General features: G+C 72.4%; 12 protein-coding genes. 9 read left to right on the top strand and 3 right to left on the bottom strand.

The window, feature by feature from the left end; translation table 11 throughout:
* Nucleotides 1–7 precede the first annotated feature (7 nt).
* From IE272_RS31000 to IE272_RS31010, 3 genes are all read right to left on the bottom strand, one after another.
* Nucleotides 8–1690, bottom strand: a complete 1683-nt coding sequence (locus IE272_RS31000) for a thiamine pyrophosphate-binding protein (protein ID WP_056707056.1) — start codon at nucleotides 1688–1690, stop codon at nucleotides 8–10.
* A complete protein-coding gene (gene speB, locus IE272_RS31005; RefSeq protein WP_050360867.1) occupies nucleotides 1687–2673 on the bottom strand; it encodes an agmatinase in 987 nt (328 codons plus the stop codon). The genes IE272_RS31000 and speB overlap by 4 nt, the downstream gene beginning before the upstream one ends.
* Nucleotides 2674–2918: 245 nt before the next feature.
* On the bottom strand, nucleotides 2919–4436 hold the full coding sequence (locus IE272_RS31010) for a sodium:solute symporter family protein (RefSeq protein WP_050360868.1): 1518 nt from the start codon (nucleotides 4434–4436) through the stop codon (nucleotides 2919–2921).
* A 104-nt stretch (nucleotides 4437–4540) separates the two neighbouring features.
* Here IE272_RS31010 and IE272_RS31015 point away from each other — a divergent pair, with 104 nt between their 5' ends.
* The 9 genes from IE272_RS31015 to IE272_RS31055 all read left to right on the top strand — a co-directional run bounded on the left by IE272_RS31015 (nucleotide 4541) and on the right by IE272_RS31055 (nucleotide 16584).
* Complete coding sequence (locus tag IE272_RS31015; RefSeq protein WP_050360869.1) at nucleotides 4541–6163, top strand: PucR family transcriptional regulator ligand-binding domain-containing protein; 1623 nt, start codon at nucleotides 4541–4543, stop codon at nucleotides 6161–6163.
* Between the two features lie 59 nt (nucleotides 6164–6222).
* A complete protein-coding gene (locus IE272_RS31020) occupies nucleotides 6223–7083 on the top strand; it encodes a GNAT family N-acetyltransferase (RefSeq protein WP_190009115.1) in 861 nt (286 codons plus the stop codon).
* Nucleotides 7084–7167: 84 nt separating this feature from the next.
* Nucleotides 7168–7458, top strand: coding sequence for a hypothetical protein (locus tag IE272_RS31025; protein WP_050360873.1), 291 nt, complete (start codon nucleotides 7168–7170; stop codon nucleotides 7456–7458).
* A gap of 169 nt (nucleotides 7459–7627) precedes the next feature.
* Nucleotides 7628–8971 carry a type VII secretion integral membrane protein EccD gene (gene eccD / locus IE272_RS31030; RefSeq protein ID WP_098890925.1) on the top strand — a complete coding sequence of 448 codons (1344 nt, stop codon included), beginning with the start codon at nucleotides 7628–7630 and terminating at the stop codon, nucleotides 8969–8971.
* 54 nt (nucleotides 8972–9025) lie between these two features.
* The gene (locus tag IE272_RS31035) at nucleotides 9026–10189 is read left to right on the top strand and encodes a MinD/ParA family ATP-binding protein (RefSeq protein WP_229897851.1); all 1164 of its coding nucleotides are present in this window, start codon (nucleotides 9026–9028) and stop codon (nucleotides 10187–10189) included.
* 73 nt (nucleotides 10190–10262) lie between these two features.
* Nucleotides 10263–14255: a type VII secretion protein EccCa gene (eccCa, locus tag IE272_RS31040; protein ID WP_190009117.1), complete on the top strand. Its 3993-nt coding sequence runs from the start codon at nucleotides 10263–10265 to the stop codon at nucleotides 14253–14255.
* A gap of 73 nt (nucleotides 14256–14328) precedes the next feature.
* Nucleotides 14329–15747, top strand: coding sequence for a DUF6177 family protein (locus tag IE272_RS31045; protein WP_190009119.1), 1419 nt, complete (start codon nucleotides 14329–14331; stop codon nucleotides 15745–15747).
* 132 nt (nucleotides 15748–15879) lie between these two features.
* Nucleotides 15880–16212 carry a hypothetical protein gene (locus IE272_RS31050; protein ID WP_030085439.1) on the top strand — a complete coding sequence of 111 codons (333 nt, stop codon included), beginning with the start codon at nucleotides 15880–15882 and terminating at the stop codon, nucleotides 16210–16212.
* Nucleotides 16213–16272: 60 nt separating this feature from the next.
* Complete coding sequence (locus tag IE272_RS31055; protein ID WP_069754007.1) at nucleotides 16273–16584, top strand: pore-forming ESAT-6 family protein; 312 nt, start codon at nucleotides 16273–16275, stop codon at nucleotides 16582–16584.
* Nucleotides 16585–16615: the final 31 nt, after the last annotated feature.

Consider the following 16615-nt stretch of genomic DNA (forward strand, 5'->3'; position numbering starts at 1 on the left):
GTACGGCCTACAGGTGCGTCGGCTCGAACATCCGCAGCAGGGCCGGGAGCACGACGACGGACGGCCCCGGGGCCGCCAGCGCCTTGCTCAGATCCCCGGCGAGGGACTCCGGTGTCGTCCGGACGGCGGGGACGCCGAAGGACTCGGCGAGCGCGACGAAGTCCGGGCGGGACAGCTCGGTGGCGGTGGCCTCGCCGAAGGCTCCCGTCATGTACTCGCGCAGGATGCCGTAGCCGCCGTCGTCGACGATCAGCCAGGTCAGCGGCAGGTCGTACTGGCGGGCGGTGGCCAGCTCCGCGATGGAGTACATCGCGCCGCCGTCGCCGGAGACCGCGAGCACGGGCTTCGTCGGGTCGGCGGCGGCCGCGCCGATGGCCGCCGGGAAGCCGTAGCCGAGGCCGCCCGCGCCCTGGGCGGAGTGCATGGTGTTGGGGCGGCGGGCGTCGAACGCGGACCAGGCCCAGTACGCCAGGATCGTCATGTCCCAGAAGCTGGGCGCGGCGTCGGGCAGCGCCTCGCGGACGGCGGCGAGAACCTGCTGCTCCAGGGTGAGGTCCTGGGCGTCGATCCGGACCCGTACCTTCTCCAGCACCGTACGTACGCGCTCGGCGGCACCCGCGTCCTCGCGCCGCTCGACGGCCTCCAGGAGGTCGGACAGGGCCTCGCGGGCGTCGGAGTGGATGCCGAGCGCGGGGTGGTTGGACTCCAGCTTCCCGGCGTCCGCCTCGATCTGGATCACCCGGCCGCGGGGGCGGAAGGTGTGGTAGTTCGAGGAGAGTTCGCCGAGCCCGGAACCGACCACGAGCAGGACGTCCGCGTCCTCCAGGAAGTCGGTGGTGTGCCGGTCCTCCAGCCAGGAACGCAGCGACAGCGGGTGCTCCCAGGGGAACGCGCCCTTGCCGCCGAAGGTCGTCACGACCGGCGCGTCGATCTTCTCGGCCAGCGCGAGGAGCTTGCCGGAGGCATCGGAGCGTACGACTCCGCCGCCCGCGATGATCACGGGCCGCTCGGCGTTCGACAGCAGATGGGCCGCGGCGATCGTCAGCTCGGGGCGCGGGTAGAGCTCGCGCGGGGTGGCGTCCATGGAGCTGACGACCGGCAGGGTCGTCTCGGCCAGCAGCACGTCCTGCGGGATCTCCACCCAGACCGGCCCGTGCGGGGCGGTCAGCGCGGACTCCCAGGCGGCGGCGACGGCGGAGGGGATCTGGGAAGCGCTGCGCACGGTGTGGACGGACTTCACGATGTCGCGGACGGAGGCCTGCTGGTCGCGCAGCTCGTGGAGATAGCCGTGCCGCCCGCCGCCGAGCCCGGCCGTGGGGATCTGGCTGGAGATCGCGAGGACGGGTGCGGAGGCGGCGGCCGCCTCCTGGAGCGCGGCGAGCGAGGTGAGCGCGCCGGGCCCGGTGGACAGGAGCAGCGGCGCGACCTCCCCCGTGATCCGGCCGTACGCGTCGGCGGCGAAGCCCGCGTTGTTCTCGACGCGGAGTCCGACGTACGAGAGGGAGGAGCGGCGCAGCGCGTCGAACATGCCGAGCGCGTGCTGGCCGGGCAGCCCGAAGACGGTGGTCGCGCCGAGCCCTTGCAGGGACTCGACGACGAGGTCACCGCCGTTGCGGCCGGCCGGCGGATTCATTACGGCAGCGGCCTGGGCGGCGGTGAGCTGCGGCCGGTCGTCGTGGTCGTGGCTCACTTGGCCGCGCCCTCCTTCGTCTCCTTCTCCGCCGCGATCTGGCGGGACATGATCGTCGTCAGCTCGTACGCGGCGTGCGAGGCGGCCACGGAGGTGATCTCGGCGTGGTCGTACGCGGGGGCGACCTCGACCAGGTCGGCGGAGACCAGGTGGCAGGAGGAGAGCCCGCGCAGGATCTCCAGCAGCTCGCGGGAGGTGAGGCCGCCGGCCTCGGGGGTGCCGGTGCCGGGGGCGTGCGCCGGGTCCAGGACGTCGATGTCGATGGAGATGTAGAGCGGCCGGTCGCCGATGCGCTGGCGCAGCTGGTCGGCGATCTCGTCGACGCCGCGTCGCATGACGTCGGCGGAGGTGACGATGCCGAAGCCCATCTTCTCGTCGTCGGTCAGGTCCTGCTTGCCGTACAGCGGGCCGCGGGTGCCGACGTGGGAGAGGGCGGAGGTGTCGAGGATGCCCTCCTCGACGGCCCGGCGGAACGGGGTGCCGTGGGTGTACTCGGCGCCGAAGTAGGTGTCCCAGGTGTCCAGGTGCGCGTCGAAGTGGAGCAGGGCGACGGGCCCGTGCTTCTTGGCGACGGAACGCAGGAGCGGCAGGGCGATGGTGTGGTCGCCGCCGAGCGTCATCAGGCGTGCGCCGGTGCCCAGCAGGTCGTCGGCCGCGCCCTCGATGGTCTCGACGGCCTCGTTGATGTTGAACGGGTTCGCCGCGATGTCCCCGGCGTCGGCGACCTGGGCGAGGGCGAACGGGGAGGCGTCCTGGGCCGGGTTGTAAGGACGCAGCAGCCGGGACGCCTCACGGATCGCGTTGCCGCCGAAGCGGGCGCCGGGCCGGTAGGAGACCCCGGTGTCGAAGGGCACGCCGACCACGGCGACATCGGTCCGGCCGACCTCGTCGAGCCGGGGCAGCCGGGCGAACGTCGCGGGCCCGGCGTACCGCGGGACGCGGGAGGAGTCGATGGGGCCGCGCGGCGAATCGGTGCTGCTCATGGGGGGTGTGCCTTTCCTTCGGTTTTCGTACGGTGTCAAGTGTGCGGGCTTACCAGCCGGTCCGGCCGCATCAAGCCCGCCCGGCGATTGAGGGCATCTTTGACGTCGGCCAACCCCAGCCGATCCGGCCGAACCCCAGCCCGCCCGGCGATTGAGGGCATCTTTGAGGCTCGGCCGATCCGGCAGCAGGGTTCCGTCCTCAATCGCCGGACAGGCTGGGGTGGTCCGGCCCGAGGGGTCCGTCCTCAAACGCCGGACGGGCTGGGTGTGCCGGGTGCGCCGGAGGCGGTGGGCTCGGCCGGGGCCTCCGAGGCGGCGTCCGCGTCCGGACCACCACGCCCCGCCAACCGCTCACGCCAAGCAGCCAGCACCACCGCATCCGTCGGCGGCGTAGCCAGCGAGACGACGACGTACACGGCCAGCGACGCCAGCAGCCCGTAGTAGATCGGCTGGTTGGCGAGGATCCCGTAGTGCGCCATCAGCCCGATCACCGCGACACCCCCGACGCACACCGCCGCCAGCGCCCCGGCCGCAGTGCCGCGCCGCCACAGCAGCCCACCGATGATCGGCACGAGCAGCCCGCCGACCAGCAGGTTGTACGCGACGGTCAGCGCCTCGACCACGTCGTTCAGCGCGATGGCGATGAGGATGACGCCGACGCCCATGATCAGGATGAAGATCCGGTTGCCCTTGACCTCGTCGTGCGGCTCGTCGCCGCCCCCGCCCCGGCCGACCGCCCCGCGGATCCGGGACCAGATGTCGTTGTTGGCCACGGTGGCGCAGGCGATCAGCGCGCCGGAGGACGTCGACATCACAGCCGCCAGCGCGGCGGCGAGCACCAGCCCGCGCACGCCGACCGGCAGCTCGTCCTTGACGATCGTCGCGAAGGCGGCGTCCGCGCTCGGCAGGTTCGGGTACATCACCTTGGCGGCGGTGCCGATGACGGCCCCGGCGATGGCGTAGACGAGACAGTACGTACCGGCGACCGTGCCGCCCCACCGCGCCGTCCTGTCGCTGCGCGCGGTGAAGACGCGCTGCCAGATGTCCTGCCCGATGAGCATGCCGAACGTGTAGATCAGCACGTACGTGAAGATCGTCTCGCCGCCGATGCCGAGCGGGTCGAAGTACTCGGTCGGCAGCTGGGCCTTCATCTCGCTGAAGCCGCCCGCCTTGATGACGGCGATCGGCAGCAGGAGCAGCAGCACGCCGATGGTCTTGACGACGAACTGGACCATGTCGGTGAGCGTGATCGACCACATGCCGCCGAGCGTCGAGTACGCGACGACGATGGCGCCGCCGAGGACGATGGCGACAGTGCGGTTCACGTCGAAGAGGACGTCGAAGATGGTGGCGTACGCGATGGTCGAGGTGACCGCGAGCATCAGGGTGTACGCCCACATCACGACGCCGGAGATGATCCCGGCCCGGCCGCCGTAGCGCAGGTCGAGCATCTCGGAGACGGTGTAGACCTTGAGCCGGGCGATCCGCGCGGAGAAGAAGACGGACAGGGCGAGGAGCCCCAGGCCGATGGTGAAGACCATCCACGCGCCGGAGAGGCCGTACTGGTAGCCGAGCCCGACGCCGCCGATGGTGGACGCGCCGCCGAGGACGATCGCGGCCATGGTGCCGGAGTACATCCCCGGCCCGAGGCGGCGGCCCGCGACCAGGAACTCGCTCTTCGACTTGGCGCGGCGCATGCCCCACCAGCCCATGGCGAGCATGCCGGCCAGGTAGACGACGATCACGGCGTAGTCGACAGCCATGGGCTTCCCTCCGTCTCGCGCAAACAGATGTACGTGCGAGGAAGACGGTAGGTGGCCGAAAGCCGACGCTGAAGTGTACGTTTCCTCCATTCTCGTCGTACTGAATGGATGAACCGTCCATGTCGAACTCTTCCGCGGGCGCCCCGCAGACGACTCCGCCGACCGGCCCCCCGACCCCTCCCATCCCCCTGGCGGAGCTCCTGGCACGCGAGGAGCTGGGCCTGCGCCGGATCGCGGGCCCGGCCGACGCCGATCTGCTCTGGGTGCACACCTCGGAGATGGCCGACCCGTATCCGTATCTGCTCGGCGGCGAACTGCTGCTGAGCGCGGGGGTGCTGCTGACGGACCCGGACCACTACGTCGGCCGGCTGGTGCAGGCGGGGGCGGCGGCGCTCGGTTTCGGGGTGCGGCCGGTGCACGAGACGGTGCCGGCCGCGCTGATCGAGGCGTGCGACCGGCAGGGCCTGCCCCTGCTGGAGGTGCCGCCCGAGACCCCGTTCACCACGATCGCGCGGGCGGTGTGGCGGCTGATGGCCGAGGCGCGCCACCGCGAGCTGCGCCGGGTGACCCGCGCCCAGCAGGCGCTGGCGACGGCGGCGGCCCGCCCCGACCCCGTACCGGCGGTCCTCCACCAGCTCGCGACGCAGCTCGGCGGCCGGGCGGCCCTGCTGACGGCGCGGGGCCAGGAGCTCCACGCGGCGGGCCGCCGCCCGGACCCGGAGGCGGCGGGGGCCCTGACACGGCTGGCCCGGGTGGTCGCCCGCGAACGCCCCGGCTCCCCCTCCTCGGCCACCGACACCCACGGCGGCACCCACCTGTCCGCGTACGCGCTGGGCGGCGGCGAAGGCCTGGTCCTGGCGCTGGCGACCCGGCATCGGGAATCCGGCGACCACACGGTGGCGGGCATCGCGGTGGTCCTCCTCTCCCTCCTGGCCGCCCCGCATCAGGGCGCGGACGCGGCGGGCCGCTCGGCGGCCCTGGTCCGCATGCTCCTGGGCGCCTCCCCCGCCGAGGTGGCCCCGCTCCTCGGCTCCACCGGCCCCTGGACGGTGATCCACGCCCGCCGTACGGACGGAGCCCCGGCGGACGCCCTGACGGCCGGGGCCCTGGGCGCGTCGCTGGGCACGGCCCTGGTCGACGCGGAGCGCGGCGCCGGCGAGGCGGTCCGGGTGCTGCTGGGCCCCGGCCCGGAACCCGACCGGATCGCGGCACGGCCCGGCGAGACCGCAGCGCAAGCCCGGCCCACGGCACTGCCCGGTGAGACCACACCGGATCCGGCCCGGCCCACGGCACAGCCCGTCGAGCGCGCACCGGAACCGGCCCGGCCCACCCCGAGGCCCGGCTGGACGCTCGGCGCGTCCGCCCCCACCCCCGTCACCGCACTCGCCGCCGCCGACGCCGTGGCCGCCCGCGCCCTGGCCCACGCACGGGCCACCCGCGCCCCGTTGACGGTGGACGCCCCCACCGGCGGGCTCGCCGCGCTGGTCCCGCCCGAACAGGCGGCCGCCCACGCCCGCGCCCTCCTCGCCCCGCTCACCGCGCCGCTGGCCGACACCCTGCGCTGCTGGCTCTCCCTCCACGGCAGTTGGGACCGTACGGCGGTGGCCCTCGGCGTCCACCGCAACACCGTCCGCCAACGCATCGGGCGGTGCGGGGAGTTGCTGGCCATGGACCTGGACGACATGGACGTACGGACGGAGTTGTGGTTCGCGCTGCGGCAGACATGACCACGAGCCCGGACACAAATGCCTTCGCGACCCGGCGGCACGCTGGCTAGTCTCCGCGCATGGCCTCACTCTCACGGCACCGCCTGTCTCCCGCCGACACCGGCCCGGCACTGCGCGCGCTGCGCGCGTGGACACCGCCCGACGCCCCGTCCGGGAGCCTGCACCCCGGGGACGTGGGCTGGCTGCTGCGGCGGGACGACGCGACGGTCTTCCTCTGGACCGACGCAAGGACCGACACACGGGCCGACGCACAGACCTCCGCACGGGCCGAAGGTGTGACGACGGCGGCGCCCGTGGCGGTCGGCTTCCTCGACGGCCCCGTGCTGCGCGTGACCACCGCGCCCGACGCCGACCTCGGGGCGCTCGCGGCGGACGCCGAGGACCTGCTCGTACCCGGCAACGACGCGACCGACGGCCTGCCCGTACCCGGCTGGGAACCGGACACGGAGGAACCCTGGCTCGTCTTCTCCTGGACCCCGGAGCCGGTGTCGAGCCGCGCCGTACAGGTCACCGAGTCCGACACGGCCGACCGGGCGCTGGTGCATCGAGCCGCCTTCACGGGATCCACGCTGACCGCCGACCACTGGCGCACGATGAAGAAGTCCCCTGCGGGCCACCTCGCCGTGGAGACGCTCGTCCGCACACCCGCCGGGGAGCCCGCGGCCGCCGCGACCGGCTGGTTCGGGGGCACGGGAAGGTGCGGACTGCTCGAACCGGTCGGCACCCACGCGGACCACCGCGGACACGGCTACGGGCGCGACGCCGTACGGGGCGCCTGCGCGGCACTCGCCGACCGGGGCGCGAGCGCGGTGGCCGTCCTGACGCCGGCGAGCAACGAGGCGGCGGCCGCGCTCTACCGGTCGGCCGGATTCACCGTCGTACGCGAGAACCTCGACTGGACGCGCCCCGGCGGGATGTGAACACCGCTCCCCCTCACATCACGGCCCCCTGGTGTGTACTCCACGACCGCGCCTCGGTATGTTGCAGTGGCAAAGGGGGATCGTGTGGCACGGGATTACGACAGTCAGCTGCTGGAATCGGTGGGGGTACGCCGCCGCAGGATGCGAGACGCTCTGCTCTTCGGCGTGGGACGCGCACGGCGCACCGCCGACGAGCGGCTCGGAAAGGTATTCGCGGGCATCGCCATCACCGCCGTGCTCTGCGCCGGGTGCGTCGGCTGGTCCTTCCTCCAGCACACACTGGACAAGCAGAAGGCCGAGCAGGAGAAGCAGCAGCGGCAGGCGCAGCGGTACGACCGGCCGACGCATTCTTCCGGCCCGGAGAAGGCCCTCTGATCAACTCCGGCCGGGGAACGACAAAGTGGCCGGAAATTCACCACGCAAGCGTTGCAGGCGAGATGGGGCCGAACTCGGGAATGCGCCCACCGCGCAACGCGCTTTGCCCAATTGGCCCGAAATTTCGGAACATCACGATGATAGGTTTCCGTAAGTGGTGAGCACAGCAATGACGTCCCGCTCGGAACTGAGCCGGGTGACCCTGGTCGGCGAGCGGCGCCGGGCCGACATCGTGCTGCCCTCGGACACGCCCATCGGTCAACTACTGCCGGACATACTGCAGTTGCTGGACGACCGGGCGGCATCGCGGCCGTTGACCCGGCAGTTGATCACCTCCGACGGTTCGGCCCTGCCGCACGACAGCACTCTCGCCTCGGCCGGCGTGAGCGACGGTGCCGTGCTGCGCCTGGTCAGGACCCACGCGGCTCCGCCCGCCCCGGTGGTCCACGACGTCACGGACCAGGTGGCCGACAGCCTCGACCTCCAGGCCTGGCGCTGGCGTCCGGCCGCGCGAAGGGTCACCGCCGGGGCATCGACCGTGGCCTTCGCCGTGATCACCGCACTGTTGGCCCGGCGCGAATTCCCGCTCGACACCCTGGCCCTCGCGCTGGCGGTCGCCACCGCCGTCCTTCTGGTGGGCGGCGCACTGTGCGCCCGGATCGGAACGGGCAACCGCGGTCTGGCGACCGCGCTGCTGTTCGTCTCGGGCGGTCTCGGTGTTCTCACGGCCTGGACCGCCGCCGACGCGTACGACTGGTCGGGCCAGGCCCGGCTCGCCGCGGTGGCGACGGCGGTGGCCCTCGCCCTGCTGCTGCTCGGATTCTTCTCGCCGCTCGGCCGCGGCGGCCTGATCGGTGCGGGTGCGACCGCCGCGGTCGCCGCGGTGTGGGAGGCCGTCGCCGCCGTGGAACCGGATCCGGCTCGACTGGGCGCCGTGATGGCGGTGTTCTCCGTGGTACTGCTCGGCATGCTGCCCCGGCTCGCGCTGATGGCGTCCGGCCTCACGGCGCTCGACGACCGGCGCTCGGGCGGGGCATCGGTCAGCCGCCACGACGTGGCCGACGCACTGGCCGCCACGCACCGCGGACTCGCCCTCGCCACCGTGGTCACCGCGGCGTCCGCGACGGGGGCGGGGTGGCTCCTCACCCTGACCCCGCGGCCGACCGTGTGGACGGTGCTCCTTCCCTCTCTGGTGGCGGTGGTGCTGCTGTCGAGGGCTCGCGCGTTCCCCCTGGTGGCCGAGGTGGTGGCCCTGTTCGCCGCCGCGGCGGTCCTCCTCGTACGCCTGGTGATGCTGTGGATGGAGCAGGGGTCCGGGGGCGCGGGCCCCGTCGTCGTGCTCGGCACGGCGGCACTGCTGCCCCTGCTCGCCCTGGCGGTGGAGCCTCCCGAGCATGTGCGGGTGAGGCTGCGGCGCACCGCCGACCTGATCGAGTCCATCGGCATGGTGGGACTGTTCCCGCTCGCCATCGGCGTGTTCGGCATGTACGGCCAGTTGCTCGACAAGTTCTGACATTCATGCGCGGGCGACTCCGGTCGGGCATCGGAGCGGAGGAGAAGGGCAGACATGCCGAACGCGGACAACTGGCAGGGTGATGTGCTGCGCGATCTGAGGGGAACCCCTCCTCCGCAGCGCGCGCAGAGCCACGGTGCGGCACACGGCCACCGTCCGGCACAGGAACAGCAGCAGCCTCCGCAGGAGCAGCCGCAGCCGCAGCCGCGTACGGGTGCGCGGGCGCCGGGCCCGAACACCCCCGCGTCGTCCCCCGCTCCCGCCGCTCCTCCGGCACGTATGCAACGGCCCGCCCGCTCCCCCGACTCACGGCCCGTGGTCGACAGCGCGCTGTCCGGTACGGCACGCCGCCCCCGGCAGGGTGAGCCGGCCGCCGCACGGGTCTCACGCGCGATACGCCGGATCGTCTCGTCGTCGGCGGCCCGCGAAGTCGCCGAGATCACCCGCACCGCCGAGCGGATCCAGCAGCCGGTGACGACCGGCCGGCAGATCGCCGTCACCTCCATCCGGGGCGGTGCGGGCAAGACGACGGTGGCCGCCCTGCTCGGCACGGCGTACGCGCACTACCGCCAGGACCCGGTCCTCCTGGTCGAGGCCGATCCGGCACTCGGCTCACTGCCCCTGCGCCTCGGAGCCGAGACGCTGCGCTGGACCACGGCCGACCTGGCGGACATCGTGGAGCCGCAGATGTCGCTGCTCGACGTCACCGGCTATCTCGTCCAGCTCCCCGACAACGCCTGGCTGCTGCCCGGCAGTCAGGGCCGCATCGGGGCGATGCTGGACACGGCGGCGTACGAGCGGGTCATGGTGGCGCTCCGCCGCTACTTCGGGGTGACCGTGGTCGACTGCGAGACACTGCCTGCCGAGGTCGCCCGGGTCGCGCTCTCCGCCGCCCAGGCCCGGGTGCTGGCCGCCCCCGCCACGCTGGACGGCATCACCAGCACGTACGCAGTCCTCCAGTGGATGCAGGGGCTGCCGAGCCACATGATCGCCGGGACCGTGGTGGCGCTCACCAGCACGACGTCCCGCCCCGGGATCGATGTGGAGGACGCCGCCGAGAAGCTCCGGTCCACCGGTGCGACCGTCCATGTGCTGCCCCACGACCGGCATCTGGCGGCGGGCGGAGCACTCCGCACCGAACTGCTCGCCCGGCCGACGCGCCTGGCCGCCACCCGGCTGGCCGCCGAGGTCTTCCAGCTCTCCCAGAAGCGCCGGTGACCCCGATGCGGCGTATTGCTTCCGCCACGGGTACAGCCACCGATTCCGCCACCGCGAACGCCGGACCATGCCGATGAGCACCCGACTGATCCACCGCCCCGCCCGGACCACCCGTCCGCCGGCCGCCCCCGCGCCCCGCACCATCGAGGCCCCGCCCAACCTCCCCGAGGGGAAGGCGGGCAACATCGCGATGTCCCTGCTGCCGGTCGCCGGAGTCATGTCGTCCGTCGTGATGATGACGGTCGTCCGCAACAGCCAGTTCGCCGCCCTCGGCGCGATTATCCTCGTGGTCACCGTCATCGGTTCCGTGGCGCTGCTCTTCTCGCAGCGGGGCAAGGCGCAGCGCACCCGGCGCACCCAGCGCGAGGCGTATCTCGCCTATGTGGAGGACCTGCGGGAGGAGCTGTCGGGCGAGGAGCGTGAGCGGCGTGAGCGCGCCGATGTCCTGAACCCCCCGCCGTACGCCCTGTACGACATCGTGCGGGACCCCGCGCGCCTCTGGGAGCGGCGCAGGGTCGACGACGACTTCCTGCGCGTGCGGGTCGGCACCGGCGAGATGCCCGTTCGGGATCTGGGGATCGCCGAGCCGGGTTCGACGGTGCTCACACCGCCCGACCTGTTCATGCTCAACGAGGCGTCGGCGCTGGTGAACCGGTTCCGCAACGGCACCGAACTGCCGCTCACCGTACCGCTGGACCGGATCGGCAACGTCAGTGTGATCGGCCCCCGCGAGGACTGTCTGCGGGTGGCCCGTGCCCTGCTGGTCCAGACGGCCGCCCTGCACGCACCCGACGACGTGGCCATCGCCGTCGCGGCGCCGGGGGACCGCATGGCCGACTGGGAATGGGCCAAGTGGCTGCCGCACCTGCTCGACACCGAGCAGTTCGACGGACCGGTCGCCGCCCGCCGCATCGCCCCGTCCGCCCCGCAGCTCGCCCGGCAGATCGGGGCGGAGCTGCGCCGCCGGGCCTCGTACGCGGCCGAGGTCCGTCGGGGCCTGGCCGGCCGGGACGCGCTGTCCATGAACTCCCGGCTGCTCGTCGTCACCGACGGGCACGGAGAGGACGCCGTCGACCTGCCACGCCCGGACGAGGCCGTCGGCCTGCGCGAGATGGGCGTCACCGTGCTGCATCTGCTGGAGCAGCGGGTGCAGGAGCCGGGCCAGGTCAGCGTACGGATCACGGTCGACGGCACGGATGTGACCATCGAGGACCTGCGGACGCAGGAGCCCGTCGAGGCGCACGGCACGGTGGACGAGGCGGGCATTCCGTTCGCCGAGGGGCTGGCCCGGATGCTCGCGCCGCTGCGGCTGTCCGCCGAATCCCTGGCGGACGCCCCTCTGTCCGGACCGGTGGAGTTCGCCGCGATGCTGGGCATCGACGATGTGGCACGCCTCGACCTGGAGCGGCTGTGGGCGCCGCGCGGCGAGCGCGCCTTCCTGCGCGTCCCGATCGGCATCAGCGACTCCCACGAGCCGGTGCTGCTGGACCTCAAGGAGTCCTCGGAGCTGGGGATGGGCCCGCACGGCCTGTGCGTGGGCGCGACAGGCTCGGGCAAGTCGGAGCTGTTGCGCACCCTGGTCCTCGCCCTGGTGGCCACCCATCCGCCGGAGGACCTGGCGCTCGTGCTGGTCGACTACAAGGGCGGGGCGACGTTCGCACCGTTCGCCGGCCTGCCCCACGTGGCCGGGGTCATCACCAACCTGGAGAACCAGGCGGGGCTCGTCGAACGGGTCCACTCCTCCCTCGCCGGTGAGGTCAAGCGCCGCCAGCAGGCCCTCAAGGACGCGGGGAACGTCGCGGACATCGGGGACTACGCGGCTCTGCGCGCCGAGAAGCGGCCGGACCTGGACCCGCTGCCGCACCTGTTCGTGGTGATCGACGAGTTCGGCGAACTGCTCACCGCCAAGCCCGACTTCATCGACCTGTTCCTCTCCATCGGCCGGATCGGCCGCTCCATCGGCGTGCATCTGCTGCTCTCCAGCCAGCGCATCGAGGGCGGCAAGCTCAAGGGCCTGGACACCTACCTCTCCTACCGCCTCGGCCTGCGAACCTTCTCCGCCGACGAGTCCCGGACCGTCCTGGACACGACGGACGCCTTCCATCTGCCTCCGCTGCCCGGCTTCGGCTATCTGAAGGTCGACACGAGCCACTACGCCCGGTTCAAGGCGGGCTATGTGTCGGGCGGCTATCGCGGTCCGGTCCACAGCACCGACGCGGAGGAGACCGGCCCGCTGGCGCTGCCGTACGAGGCGTTCAACACGCTGGCAGGGCCGGACGAGGCCCGTCGGCCCGCCGAGCCGGCGTCCCGTCGCCGCGAGACGGGTCCGACCGAACTCGGCGTCATGGTCGACCAGTTGACGGACGCGGCGCCGCCCGTACGCAGCATCTGGCTGCCGCCGCTGCCCACGGCCACCGCACTGGACACCGTCGCCGGTCCGCTGGACATCGGACCGCGCGGCATGCGGCTGACCGGAGCGGTCGCGGAAGGGCGCCGGAGGCCTCTCCGCATTCCCGTCGGACTGCTCGACGACCCCGCCAAGCAGTGGCAGGGGCAGTGGTTCCTGGACCTCACGACGGCAGGCGGCCACGCGGCGGTGATCGGCGGGCCCCAGTCGGGCAAGACAACGCTGCTGCGCACTCTCGTCCTCTCCCTGGCGCTCACCCACACCCCGCGCGAGGTCGGTGTCTACGGCCTCGATCTCGTCGGCGGCGGTCTCCACGCGCTGGCGGGCCTGCCGCACGTCGGCGGTATCGCGGGCCGCGCCGACCGGGAACGGGCGGCCCGCACCGTCGAGGAGGTCCGCACGATGCTCGCGCTGCGCGAGGACCTCTTCCGCGAGCACGGAATCGACTCGGTCGAGCAACTGCGCACCCTGCACGCGGCCGGCCGCCTGCCCGAATTCGCTTCGGCCGAGGTCGTCCTCGTCATCGACGGATTCGGCGCGCTCCGCGACGACTTCGACGAGCTGGACGACGCGATCGCCGACATCCTCAAACGCGGCGGCGGCTACGGCATCCACGTCGTCGCGGGCATGCTGCGCTGGAACGACGTACGCATCGCCATCCAGTCCAACTTCGGCACCCGCGTAGAGCTGCGCCTCAACGACCCCGGCGAGTCCAGCATCGACCGCAAGCTCGCCGAGACCTTGTCGCCCGACGAGCCCGGGCGCATCCTCACCGACGGAAAGCTCTTCGCCCAGGTGGCGCTCCCCCGTACGGACGGGATCGCCGACACGGCGGACCTCGGCGCGGTCCTGGAGCGCACGGCGCGTACGGTCCGGGCCACCTGGAGCGGCGAAGTCGCTCAGCCGGTAAGGGTGTTGCCGCAGGTTCTGGAGCCGCACTCGCTGCCGGGGCCGGCCGCCGAGCCCACGCGCGTACCGATCGGTCTCGACCAGTCGGCGCTCGCGCCCGTGCTGCTCGACCTGTTCCAGCACGACCAGCACCTGCTGGTCCTGGGGGACAGCGAATGCGGCAAGACGAACCTGCTGCGGACCGTCGCACACGGTCTCATCGACCGCTACGGCGAGGACGAGCTGGTCTTCGCGGTGATGGACCCACGGCGCTCGCTGCGCGGTGTGGTCCCGGAGGAGTTCAACGGAGGCTATGCCTACAACTCCAAGCTGTGCGCCGGGCTTTCGGCGGGCATCGCCACCGAGCTGGAGAAGCGCCTGCCCGACGAGAACGCCCGGCTGGAGGACCTGGAGCCCGGCAACTGGGGCGCGGGCCCGCGCATCGTCGTCCTCGTCGACGACTACGACGTCCTCACGACCGCCGGACAGTCCCCGCTTTCGGCCTTCCTCCCGTACATTCCCTCGGCGGTCGATATCGGCCTCCACTTCGTCCTGACGCGTCGGGTCGCCGGCGCCTCGCGGGGCATGTACGAACCGCTGGTGCAGGGCCTGCGGGAGTCGGGGGCCTCAGCGCTCCTGATGGCGGGCGACCGCAGCGAGGGCCAGCTGTTCCCCGGCGTGTACGCGTCGCAACAGGCTCCGGGGCGCGGTGTGTTCGTCCGCCGGGGCCAGCCGAACCGCCTGATCCAGACGGTGTACGCGCCGATGTGAGACCTATCGGCCCAGAACCTTGCCCGCCCGCTCATGCCTGCCGCCGAACGACGAAGGACCGGACGACCACTCCATGACCAAGGACGTCATCGCCCTCACCCCCCGTATGCCCGACCCGTGGGCCGTACTGGCGGGCCTGCTCTCGGGCGGTCCGGACAGACTGGTGGGCACGCGGGGCGAGGGCGCGGTGATTCAGCTCTGCGACGCACAGGGCCGCCCCCTCGTCTCGGTGGAGGCGCCACTGCTGGTCTCCGTGGAGGGCGAGGCCGAGCGGTTGCTCGGGGCCGCGGCGCCACCGGTCCCGTACTGGTGGACGGAGGCCCGCGCCACCACGGGCGTCGCGGAGGCGGAGCAGCTCGCGGGCGCCTTCGCGACCCGGCTCGCCGCGCTGGTGGGCGGTTCGGCCTGGCCGCCGGACGCGGCCGGTTCGCTCGCCGTGGTGAAGTCGGACGGTGTGAGCGTCGCGCCGGAACCCGCCGCCGCGCAGCCTGCCATCGACGTGCTCACCGAAAAGGTCGCGGTCGTCATCCAGGACCGCCCGGTGGTGGCGATGACGGCCTGGCTGTCCGACGCCTTCCGGGCGGCGGCGGAGGCGGGCCTCGGCCTGCAGATCGTCAGCCCGGCGGGCACGACGCTCTCCCCCGTCGTACGGGACGCGCTGGGCGGCTGGCCGTCACGCTGGATCGTCCAGGACGAACGGGACGGCTACTACGACGGCCTGACGGGAGCCGTACTGCGCTGGCAGGACGGCGCGTTCGACCCGGTGCTCTCCCCCGACGCCACGGAGGACGACGCGCGCACTCCGGTGGCAGCCGCGTACCAGGAGGTCCATGACACGGGTGACCGCCAACTGGGCCTGACGTTCCGCATGGTGCACCCGGCGGACGAGCGGCTGGTACTGGGCGGCGGCCTGGAGACGGTGTGGCGGGAGCTGACGGGCGAACCGCCGGCCGGCTGGGGCACATCGGAACCGGCCAACCTCCCCTGGTCCCCGGCCCGCCTGACCGACGTCGCGCACGAGCGGGCGCCGGAACCCACCTGGTTCGTCGCGGTCGGGAACCGCTCGCGACCGGGCGTCGCGACCGTACGCGTCACGCGGACGAAGGCGGGCGTGGAGGAGGAGGTCACGCTCGCGTTCGGCTACGGCGCCGACGAGGAGCCTCCGCTGGACGCTCTGCCCGCGGCCGCCGAGGCGCTCGCCACGCGCCACCGCCTCCAGTCGATGCTCGTACAACTTCGCAAAGCACGCCGCGATGTGACCGTACCGCCGCGTTTCGAGGGCCCGGGAGTCCCGCTGGCCTTCGTGCTGGGCGCGGAGGAGGTCCGCGCGATGCCGGGAGACCGGGCACGGCGCACACCGCTGTCCGAACAGCCGGTGCGGCTCGGCCCGAGAACCAGGCCGGCGCTGTACTACCCGCTGCCGGGGAACCCCTCGGATCTGGCGGGGTGGCGGGACTTCGAGAAGCTGATGCGGCACCTCAAAGGGGCGTAGGGGCTGCGTGGCGAGAATCTGGCTGGTTGCAGATTGCAGTAGCGACGGCGAGATTGATAGACAAGGATGTACGCGCAAGTACGCGTGCGTTCGTTCGATGCATGCGATGCGTTCGATGTAACGGGGGATGTCATGAAGTTCGACATGGGGGCGTCGGTCCTGTCGAGGCTGCTGTCGGACTCGCAGGGTGCGAGTACGGATCTGGGGACGCTGATCCAGCAACTGATCGCGGCGGCGGAGCCGTTGGAGGGCAAGTTCAACGGAGCCGGGAAGGTCGCCTTCGACGATTTCAAGGCGCGTTCGGACGAGATCACGAAGGCGCTGAACGCATCGTTGTCGGGGATCCTCGGCGGTCAGTCGGGGATGGACGCGGCGTTCGGTTCCGGTGATCAGGAACAGGGCGAGAACGCGAAGTCGCAGATGGCGTCGGCGAATTTCGACGCGGCGCGGTTCGGCGGTCGCTGACACCGGTCTCGGTGACCGGTTCGGCCATACTTTTTTGTCTGACGGGGAGTTGAAGGACTGATGGCGGGCAGCACGGATCGGCGTTCGTACGACACGGGTGCTTCGACGGAGGTGCAGGCGGCTCTCCAGGTGGTGATCGGCCGTCTGGAGCAGGTGATCACGGCGCGGGACACACAGGTGAAGGCGGCGATGAACGACTTCGCGGCCGACGGTGTGGCGGATGAGTACCACGGCAAGGAACTGCGGTGGAACGCGACGTCGCAGGAGGTGCGGAACATCATCCGGCTGCTGCGGACGACGCTGGAGAAGAACGACGGTACGGCCACGCAGACGCTGGCGCGGGCGAAGGCCGCGGTCGACGGCATCGGCTGACCGCCGGGGTGATTCAGGTGTTCGCCCACCA

This window comes from Streptomyces anulatus, assembly GCF_014650675.1.
In the GTDB taxonomy this organism is placed as follows: domain Bacteria; phylum Actinomycetota; class Actinomycetes; order Streptomycetales; family Streptomycetaceae; genus Streptomyces; species Streptomyces anulatus.